The 9,312-nt window shown below is 60.6% G+C and carries 8 protein-coding genes; 5 read left to right on the forward strand and 3 right to left on the reverse strand.

Annotation, left to right across the window (positions count from 1 at the left end):
• Nucleotides 1-1,347 precede the first annotated feature (1,347 nt).
• A complete protein-coding gene (locus tag AC1DN0_RS39050) occupies nt 1,348-1,665 on the reverse strand; it encodes a hypothetical protein (RefSeq protein ID WP_477103787.1) in 318 nt (105 codons plus the stop codon).
• Nucleotides 1,666-2,332: 667 nt separating this feature from the next.
• Here AC1DN0_RS39050 and AC1DN0_RS39055 point away from each other — a divergent pair.
• Both AC1DN0_RS39055 and AC1DN0_RS39060 read left to right on the forward strand, forming a co-directional pair.
• Nucleotides 2,333-2,650 (forward strand): hypothetical protein, encoded by a 318-nt coding sequence (locus AC1DN0_RS39055; protein WP_477103788.1) that lies wholly within the window; start codon nt 2,333-2,335, stop codon nt 2,648-2,650.
• A 306-nt stretch (nt 2,651-2,956) separates the two neighbouring features.
• Nucleotides 2,957-3,157: a DUF2188 domain-containing protein gene (locus AC1DN0_RS39060; RefSeq protein WP_477103789.1), complete on the forward strand. Its 201-nt coding sequence runs from the start codon at nt 2,957-2,959 to the stop codon at nt 3,155-3,157.
• A gap of 288 nt (nt 3,158-3,445) precedes the next feature.
• Here the strand turns inward: AC1DN0_RS39060 and AC1DN0_RS39065 are convergent, their stop codons facing one another.
• On the reverse strand, nt 3,446-4,255 hold the full coding sequence (locus AC1DN0_RS39065; RefSeq protein WP_400101097.1) for a tetratricopeptide repeat protein: 810 nt from the start codon (nt 4,253-4,255) through the stop codon (nt 3,446-3,448).
• 7 nt (nt 4,256-4,262) lie between these two features.
• Nucleotides 4,263-5,171 carry a non-homologous end joining protein Ku gene (gene ku, locus AC1DN0_RS39070; RefSeq protein WP_400101099.1) on the reverse strand — a complete coding sequence of 303 codons (909 nt, stop codon included), beginning with the start codon at nt 5,169-5,171 and terminating at the stop codon, nt 4,263-4,265.
• 240 nt (nt 5,172-5,411) lie between these two features.
• On the opposite strand from ku, the gene AC1DN0_RS39075 reads away from it, so the two are divergent.
• The 3 genes from AC1DN0_RS39075 to imuA all read left to right on the forward strand — a co-directional run bounded on the left by AC1DN0_RS39075 (nt 5,412) and on the right by imuA (nt 9,293).
• Entirely contained in the window at nt 5,412-5,636 is a 225-nt protein-coding gene (locus tag AC1DN0_RS39075) for a DUF2188 domain-containing protein (protein WP_477103790.1), read from the forward strand.
• A gap of 32 nt (nt 5,637-5,668) precedes the next feature.
• A complete protein-coding gene (gene ligD / locus AC1DN0_RS39080) occupies nt 5,669-8,203 on the forward strand; it encodes a DNA ligase D (RefSeq protein ID WP_477146510.1) in 2,535 nt (844 codons plus the stop codon).
• A gap of 385 nt (nt 8,204-8,588) precedes the next feature.
• On the forward strand, nt 8,589-9,293 hold the full coding sequence (gene imuA / locus AC1DN0_RS39085; RefSeq protein ID WP_441633095.1) for a translesion DNA synthesis-associated protein ImuA: 705 nt from the start codon (nt 8,589-8,591) through the stop codon (nt 9,291-9,293).
• The last annotated feature ends 19 nt before the right edge of the window (nt 9,294-9,312 follow it).

Consider the following 9,312-nt stretch of genomic DNA (forward strand, 5'->3'; position numbering starts at 1 on the left):
ATGCCCCCGACTCGTTGTTCATTCGCGCTCAAAAAAGCCAGGAGTAAACGCGAATCCGCACGAGTTTACAACCCCTCCCGCCCAAGTCCCATCAAATTCTGGTCGCACTGCGCCCGGTCAGGACGCTGGACTTTTGTATAAGGAGATGCCCTCAACTGGCTGAAAAAGGTCGAAGAGTTGACCGAGAAGCTAACGGCGGAGGTCCTTCCCGGGCCAACTTCGGTCATGCGTTGAGGCAAACGCCAATGTCAGCGGGGCGGCAAGAGCCTTTAACAACCGGTGAGGAGCACCGCAACGGGTTCGCACTCGGCGGTTGGGGTGGAAATCTGCGAACTGTGCGCAAAAATGCGCCCGCACGGCGGTCCAGCTATTTCGCGCTTGTCGTCACGGCAGTCCAGCTAATTCCGGTACTAAGACAGCCGAGTCGCAACGGAATTAGCGGTTAAGCTATTGATTCTTCGCGAATCGCAGTCCGGCGAATTTCGGTTTCTCACAGTAGATAGACGCAGAACCTGAGTATTTTAGACCCATAAGCCGCGTTGGCGTCTCTGCGCCCGGCAGCACATCAGAAAATCGGAAAATCCAGCACCTCTTGCTTTCGAAACGCCTGCATCCACGTGGTCGGCATGGTTGCGGGCCGATAGGCTGTCGCAGAAAGGGCGAAGCAGAGCGGGGTCGAACACGTCGTTCACGGTCGTGACGGCCGGATCAGACGAAACCACTTCAGCCACGAGGCCGAGGATCGCAAAGGCACACGGGCATCCAGCGCCGATACTGAACGGTTCTTGATCTTGGGTCCCGCGCATTGCGCACGACGCTTGCCTCAGGACGATGGGGGCGACGTAGGAGATCGGCAGCCTAGGGCGCTCTATTGTCTTGCGCCCAGCGAGCATGCACCGGGTTGCCGCTTGATCGCATCGCCCCCTCTCTCAGCTCCTTCAGCAGGCAGCCGCATGACTTGGTTGCGCCACTCCTGAGGTTGTTGGTCCGGATCGTCTTCAGCGCGCCACAATCGCATCGGCAATCGCAGAAATAGGCATCCCCCACCTTGTATTGGGGACCCAGCGTTACTAGTCGCCCTACCCGTGTCCCTGTCTCGATCATCTTGTTGTTGTGCATGGTATTCCCTGATGCCCAAGAGCTTCCACAGTACTGCACTGATAGGCAAATAGGAAAGCCCGCCCCTAACGTTGTACGGCTGCCACAACTCGCTGTGGCAGCGTTCATACCAAGCGCTCTCGAGCCTAGCCGAGAATGCAAACGTTTACGGCGTTGAAGACAAGGCGAACTTCAGAACTCGGCCAGATCGTTCGATAGCTATGCCCTGACTTTCGTCAACGTCATACATCAAATATCGCCGGGGGAATTTGTGAATGGTAATGCGCTGGCTAGTTCGAAACGCGCCATGCGCGGGCCGATAGCGATGGGTCGTTCCCTGAGCTTAAATGTCCAAAGTTGCGCCACTTCGGGAACGACGAACGAGATTCGATCTGGCGTCCATCTCAGAGCAACCAGATGTTGGACGGCCACGCCGCGCACCATTAAAGTAGGGCAGGAAAAGTTGAGGGTCATCTCAATCACCTCACACGGGAAACGTGCCTCCTCGTGATGGCCATCGATATAACTCGCCTCAAGCAGTATGGATCCCGTCACGGCGGTAAGCATGGGCCTGTCAGTCCTATAAGCGCCTCGGCGGGGCATTGGAATATCCGTCCCACCCTTGTCGAGTGACGACGGCGACAAAGCAAAGGTGTACTGCGCTCTCCGGGTTCTCAGACTGCCATTCTAGTCGCCATCGGTAACGTTACGTAGGCCGACGGGGACCGAAAGCCACCAGCCACGGGCTAGTACTCCACATCGGACTCAAGGCGACGGGCCTCGTCGAGACGGTGTTCCAGGGTCGGCAAAGGGCTTGCTCGCGAAGCCTTCGACAAGGTTGTTGTGCACTGGACAGTCCAGACTTCTGGGAGATTGGTAGCGGAATAGCTCACGCTGGATATCCCATCGCAAAAATGGCCGAAGGCCGAGAACCCGTTCCTGTCGCCGTGCGAGGTTGCACACTGATGTCCGCCGACCTCGTCCTGAACACAGGCTGCGTCGCCGAGTCCCTCCGCCTTACCTCCCGCGTATATATTCTTTGACTAAGCAGCAGGGACAGCTATCAGCGATGACACCCTTGGGTGAGAGACATGCATTCCTATCATGTGCCCGGACGCGATCCACATCTGTCCGAGGGTCCCATGGGGGTGATAGCCGGGATCACCGCCACAGTTGCAGGCGGACGTCTTGCGATATCTGCACCTCCACAACAGCCCCGTCGCAGAAAATGCGATTGATCACCTTGACCTTTCAGCTCTGCATCCTGTGGCCGGTGGCTGTTGCAGCCGGCCTTCCTGCTGCGTCATCCGAGAGCAGTTTGTACCCCTCCGCCTGCACGTTGTTTATTGACCTCGTCCGCGAGAGCTTGCGATCGGAGCTTGAGATCGAGTGCGTCTCAGGGGCATCGTCCCGATGTGAGGACAAGAACATTGTGGTGAGATCGATACTGATTTACATCGACACCCAGCGACTGCGCGGCGAAGACGACTGCAATACTGCGCTTGAAGCGCTTGAACGGCTGCGCGAATTGCCTTCACCGTCGACTAAGTAGGACAGTGCCCGATGGCATTTTTTACAAGCCTTCCCTACGCTTCAGGCATGTCCGTCAAGTGGAAGCTGAGATGCGAAGAGACATTATGGTCTGTGCAGTGCGTGCAGGTTGGGTCTTGAAAACATGTGGTGCGGCCATTGCGATCCTGGAATTTGAAGAAGTAGGCGAAGCCTTGAGTGTCGGAAGCGCCATAGCGGCCCGCCATGGAGTAGACCTGATCATCGAGGAGCCGAGCGGCCTGCTGCGGTATATTCGGCAGCCGCTCCCGTTAGCGGCGTGACCGAAGTTGTTTTCTAGGAGATCGCCATGACACACAAGGGCAATTTCCATGTCATACCTCATGGCACAGGCTGGGACGTCAAGCGGGAAGGGGCGTTACGTGCACTATTCCACTATGAAACCCAGGAAGACGCGATCAAAGCAGGGAGCGCGCTCGCTCAGCGCGAGAAAGTGGAATTGCTGGTGCACGGTAGCGATGGTCAAATCCGCTTTAATACTGCCAACTGATCATCAAGATCGAGACGCAACGAACTTTCATCGTGATCGCATTGTCGCGACTCCTGGAGGGCCCAGCAGCGATCAATCTTGCGTTGGCCCGATCCATGGTCTCGCGCATCTGTCGGGCCAAAATCGGTCTGTCGACTGCTACTACGGCAGGCCGCAGCGCTTAGCGGCCTGCTCACACCGCTCCCCCGCGCGCTCTTGAGGCGCTGAACGGTGTAGGTGAGCGACTCCTCGACCACGCAGGTCTTTGCCTCGATTGAGGCGCGCCGGGGTAGTGGCATGAAGGCCGCGCTAACGCTGCAGCTTCCGATACTCATTGAAATGTCGGATCGCCCGCATACCATTGCCGAGCGTCTCGTAGATACGAGCGGCGTTGAAGTGCGCGTCGGCAAAATCCGGCGCCAATTGGATGCAGCGCTCATAGCTGGTGAGTGCCTCCCCGGGGCGTTCCTGGTCCTCAAGCGCCACGGCCAGGTTGAAATGGAGCAACGGTTCGCTCGGCAGCTGTGAGATGCCAGAGCGGTACAGTTCGGTCGCCTCGCCAAACCGGCGCGCGTCGCACAGCATGCAGCCCAGGTTGAGATAGGGATCCAGAAATGTTGGATCCTCCGCCAAGGCCCGCCGGTATGCTGCCTCGGCGTCGATCGGCTTCTCCGTTTCCAGCTCGGCACCGATGAGAAACCAATCCTGCGCGTCGGCCTCCGGCGCCCGTGCATCGTGCAGAGACTCCACGACCGCCGCGCCCGGTTCACCTGGCTCAAAGTCCATCAGCATCTGGCCCGACACAGCCTGCCATCCCCTACCCTCGTCCTTTGTCGCCACTTCGTTGCCCATCGCACGAATCCGCACACCGGTCAGCGGCTGGCCAGTGCCGCGAGAAGCCTTCACCCTCGCCAGCGCGCGGACAATCAGCCGCGTTGGGATCTTGGCGCCATGCAGCGAATTGGCAGTCCGGAGAAGCACCATGTCCTGAAACGTGAAGAGAAGCTTCCGGCGCGGCCCGCGTGTGGGCGTGATGATCCCCTCGGTGACCAGCCTGGTGGCCACCGAACGCGGGATGCCCAGCATCGTCTCGGCGTCCTTCAGGGTGTACGTCGGCATCGGCCCGTCACTTTTTCGCCGCTGAAGCTCGCTTGGCGGGAGCGGGCGCTGGCGCCGCAGTGGCACGCTTCCCGGTCTTCTTTCTCTTGCCCTCCGCTGCAGCCGCTGAGGCCGGTGCCTTCGTTCCGCCCTGTTTGCGCTGGGCCATGCTTGCGCGCAGGGCCTCCATCAGGTCTATCACTTCCGCGCCCTGCCGCGGTTCGCTTCGCTCCTCGCTCACGGCGATCTTCTTGCCGGCGATCTTCTTGTCGATCGCCGCCAAGATGCGGTCTTTCTCCTCATCCTTGTAGGCCGTCGGGTCATACCCTTCCACCGAGTTCTGTTCGATCAGCTGTTCCGCCAAGGCCAGCTCGGCTGGCTGGACCTCAGCTTTCTCCACGTGCAGATCCAGCATCGATCTGACCTCGTCAGCATAGAGGAGTTGCTGGAGCACCAGGCCCTCGTCGACCGCCCGCACCTGCACCATGTACTGCTTGCCTTTCCAGACCCACTGCGCGAGCGCACAGGTCCCCGTCTTTCGCATGGCTTCGGCCAACAAGTTGTATGGCTTACCACCGCGCTTGTCCGGGCCCAAGTAGTAGGCCTTGTCGAAATAGATGGGGTCGACGGCTCCGGCCGGCATGAATGAGACGATATCGATCGTGTGCTTCGCCTCGTCTTCCAACGCCTTCAGTTCATCCGGCTCAAACACAGCGTAGTGGTCAGCTTCGAACTCATAGCCTTTGACCATCTCGGACCGCTCAACCACCACATCTTCGCGGATGCACACATACTGCTGCTTGAGCCTGGAACCGCATCCCTTGTGCAGCAGATTGAAGCCGACCCCCGAGTTGCTTTCCGTGGCACTGAAAATCTTCACGGGGATCGACACGAGGCCGAAGCTGAGAGAGAGGGAAGCAATGGAACGGGCAGCCATGGCGATCACCGTACGGGTCGGGAGTACACCGATCTAGCTTAGATCGTGCCCGACGAACCTGCGGCGTTCCACTGTCACTTTGCGGATAGGCGAGCACTTCGTGGCAGAACATGTGCGTGTAATTTTTGTCGGACTTACATGGCGACCAGTGCGATACCCAGTGTCGGACAGCGGCTTATTGCCGTTCGCTTAGGACGGGGAAATACTGCGATCACAGAGGACGACGAAACGGAGACAGTCATGGCGAACAAGAATGTGCATGTCGTTCCACACGGCGATAAATGGCATGTCGTACGCGAGGGCGCCCACGAGCCCTCTTCTGCGCATGACGACCTAGAGGACGCCATCGCGGCCGGCACGACGGAGGCAAAGCAGGACAGCGTCGAGTTGCTGGTCCATGGGCGAGACGGGCAGATCCGCATGCGCAACAGTTACGGGCACGATCCCCGCGAGGTGAAAGGGTAAAACCCGCGCCGCCCGGTTTGTGAACTCAGTCCATGGCTAAGTCGGCCTCTACCAACGCGCGGAGCCTGGAGCGATACCGTCAGAAGCGGGACTTCGCCGCGACGACGGAGCCGAGCGGCCAGGTGTCCGCCGCGAGCGCCGCCAGCGGCGCACTGAGCTTTGTCGTGCAGAAGCATGCGGCTCGCCGGCTCCACTACGATTTTCGTCTCGAGCTTGAGGGTACCCTCAAGAGTTGGGCGGTCCCCAAGGGACCCAGCCTGGATCCCGCAGAGAAGCGGATGGCCGTGCATGTCGAGGATCACCCGCTGGATTATGCGAGCTTCGAAGGCGTGATCCCACCCAAGGAGTACGGGGCCGGCACAGTCATCGTTTGGGATCGAGGGACGTGGATGCCGGTCGGCGATCCGGTGGCCGGCTACCAGAGCGGCAAGCTGAAGTTCGAGCTGCAAGGTGAGAAGCTACATGGTCATTGGACCTTGGTCAGAATGCACGGCCACGGCGACGAGCGTCAGGAACCGTGGCTCTTGATCAAGGAGCGGGATGCGTTTGCGCGCTCTGCCGCCGAGTACGACATCACCGAGGCCCTGCCGGACAGCGTGCTGGCCCAGGGCAACAGCAAATCGGCTGCCGGCGGTAACGCGAAGACTGCCGTGCCAAAGCAGCGTCGCTCGCGCCCGGGGCAGGGCCGACTCGTACCCGCTGCAGCACGCCCCGCCCCCCTTCCGCTTGCGTTGGCCCCGCAACTGGCGACGCTCGCTTCTGCGGTGCCGCGCAACGCCGAACAATGGGCCTTTGAGATCAAGTTCGACGGCAATCGGTTGTTGGCAAGGGTCGACGGCGACGATGTCCGTCTCTTCACAAGAAACGGCCATGACTGGACATCGCGCCTCAAATCGCTTGCGGCGGAGATTCGCGCTCTTGGCCTCGGTTCCGCCTGGCTGGATGGGGAGATCGTGATACTCAGCGACAAGGGCACCACGGACTTCCAGGCGCTGCAGAATGCGTTTGATAGATCGAAGGTGGAGGACATCCAGTACTTCGTCTTTGACCTCCCCTTCTTCCACGGCCACGACCTACGACAGGTCCCGTTGGCCGAGCGCAGGGCGCTGCTCAAGGAGGTGATAGCCGTGCCAGCTGCGACGCGAGTCAGGTACAGCGCGGACTTTGAGGGCACGCCTGACGACCTTCTTGCCGCGGCGTGCCAGATGGGCTTGGAGGGCCTGATTGGCAAGCGCGTCGACGCGCCGTATGTCTCCGCCCGGGCGCCCAGCTGGATCAAGCTCAAATGCAAACAGCGGCAAGAATTCGTCATCTGCGGATTCACGGCCCCGAAGGGAAGCCGACTAGGCCTCGGCGCGCTACTGCTTGGCGTGCACGATCAAACCGGGAAACTGCACTACGCGGGCAGCGTTGGCAGCGGTCTGGATTCGCCCATGTTGACCAAGTTGCTCGCCATGCTGACCGAACTGGAAGGGCCAGTCTGCCCCTTTGGAAAGCCACCACCGCGCTTAGCCGCCCGATGGGTCAAGCCGAAGCTGGTGGCCGAGATCTCGTTTGCCGAGTGGACCAAAGAAGGCCGAATCCGGCATCCTGTCTTTCATGCCTTGCGCGCCGACAAGACAGCCGGCAACGTGACAAGAGAGCAGCCGGTCGATGTGGAACAGCCCCGGCCTCGGCCAGCGCGCTCGGTCAAGGTATCCAACGCGGAACGTGTGATTGACCCGTCGACCGGAATGACGAAAGGTGACCTGGTCGGTTTCTACGAAGCCATCGCGCCGCACCTGCTGCCTCACCTCCGCGGGCGCCCTGTGGCCTTGGTACGCGGGCCAACGGGCATCGACGGCCAGCTGTTCTTTCAGAAGCACGCCGAGACTATCAAGATCCCGGGGATCAACGTCCTCAATGCCAGCCTATGGGCTGGGCATCCGCCACTCCTGGAGATCGCCAGCCAGACGGCCATTGTCGCCGCAGCGCAACTGAACGTGATCGAGTTCCATACATGGAATGCGACCAAGCGTGCCATCGACAAGCCGGATCGCGTCATCTTCGACCTGGACCCCGGTGATGGCGTGCCATGGCGGCACATGCTTGACGCCGCCATGCTGACGAAGWCTATGCTGGATGAGCTTGGCCTGGTGAGCTTTCTCAAGACCAGTGGTGGCAAAGGCCTGCATGTCGTTGTGCCCATTGCGCCCAGACTGCCGTGGCCCAGGGTCAAGAAGTTCTCACAAGATGTCGTTCTTCATATCGCCCAGACCATTCCGCAGCGCTTCGTTTCTAAGAGCGGGCCGCGCAATCGCGTGGGTAAGATCTACATCGACTACCTGTGCAACGGCCAAGGTGCGACGACGGTGTCCGCATTCTCTGCACGCGCGCGACCAGGTCTCGGGGTTTCGGTGCCGGCATCCTGGGAGGAACTGGAAGAACTGACAGCGGGCGATCATTGGACGATCCAGACCGCCCTGCAGCGTGTGGAAGCCGCCGGCTACGTCGATCCGTGGGCGAAATATGCCGATACTGGAAAGGTGCAACAAATTGGTGCGGCCATCGGCAAGCTGGCTGGCTAGTCAATTGGAGGATTTGTCATGGCAACCCTAGAGGCGTTTCCTGCCGCGGAGCGCGAAGCCTTTACAAGCGCCTGTCGTCGGCACGGGTTCCTGTTCCCCGGTCATGTCGCAGACGTTAAAGTCGGCGGCGATGAGATCGCCTGGTCAGCGTGCTGAGGCCAGAGACAGGCGTATTGATGCAGTATGCGGCAGGGTCTCGGGATTCTTGGTCGACCAAATTCGAGCACGACCTAGCCATCCGGGTCTTTGGAGACGCCCCCGAGTAAAACCTCGACGGTGCCCGCTCAATAAGCGGCTATTGCGACACTTTCAAGCCAAGGAAAGAAATCCGTGACCACTGTATATATATACAGTAAACTGGATTGCAGGGACTCAACCAACAGCCATGCCAACGCCCAATCCAGAATCCATCCATCCTGCTCTATGGAAAGCCTCCCAGCTGGCCCTGGCGAGCGGTCGCACCGTCGCCACCGGCTATCCGGTGCTGGCGGCCGAGCTGCCGGGTGGCGGCTGGCCGACGGCATCGCTGATCGAACTTTTGGTGCACCAACCGGGCGTGGGGGAGTTGCGCCTGCTGCGCCCCGCACTGGCGGAGGTCTGTAAGCGGCCTATCGCTCTGATTCAGCCGCCGCAAACGCCACAGGCACTCGCCTTGGCCAGCTGGGGCGTGCCGTCCGAACGTCTGCTGTGGATTCGCAGCCAGCGCACGGCTGATGCCCTTTGGGCCACCGAGCAATTGCTGCGCGCCGGCACCTGTGGTGCGGTGCTCCTTTGGCAGACCCATATCCGCAATGACGCACTGCGCCGCCTGCACCTGGCCGCACAGAGTGGCGAGGCGCTGTTTTGCCTCATGCGTCCACTGGCCTGTGCACGCGACGCTTCGCCAGCGCCACTGCGCATTGGCGTTGCGCCCGCGGCCGGCGGCGTCGATCTCTCCTTCATCAAGCGGCGCGGCCCGCGGCAGGACCTGCCCGTGCGCGTCCTGCTGGAACCGTCGCCGATCCTGCTTCACCGTCATGTTGCGCCTCTGGATCTGCCTGCACCTCTCGTCCCTGCCACTCGAAGTCTTCCGGCCGAATTGGTCCACTGAGTTGGCTGTGGCGGTGTTG

Source organism: Cupriavidus sp. 05N39, assembly GCF_056397325.1.

Excerpts from the sequence above, each read along its gene's own strand:
- AC1DN0_RS39050 (WP_477103787.1), bottom strand. The coding sequence starts at position 1,665 with ATGCTTACCGCCGTGACGGGATCCATACTGCTTGAGGCGAGTTATATC.
- AC1DN0_RS39060 (WP_477103789.1), top strand. The coding sequence starts at position 2,957 with ATGACACACAAGGGCAATTTCCATGTCATACCTCATGGCACAGGCTGG.
- AC1DN0_RS39065 (WP_400101097.1), bottom strand. The coding sequence starts at position 4,255 with ATGCCGACGTACACCCTGAAGGACGCCGAGACGATGCTGGGCATCCCG.
- ku (WP_400101099.1), bottom strand. The coding sequence starts at position 5,171 with ATGGCTGCCCGTTCCATTGCTTCCCTCTCTCTCAGCTTCGGCCTCGTG.
- AC1DN0_RS39075 (WP_477103790.1), top strand. The coding sequence starts at position 5,412 with ATGGCGAACAAGAATGTGCATGTCGTTCCACACGGCGATAAATGGCAT.
- imuA (WP_441633095.1), top strand. The coding sequence starts at position 8,589 with ATGCCAACGCCCAATCCAGAATCCATCCATCCTGCTCTATGGAAAGCC.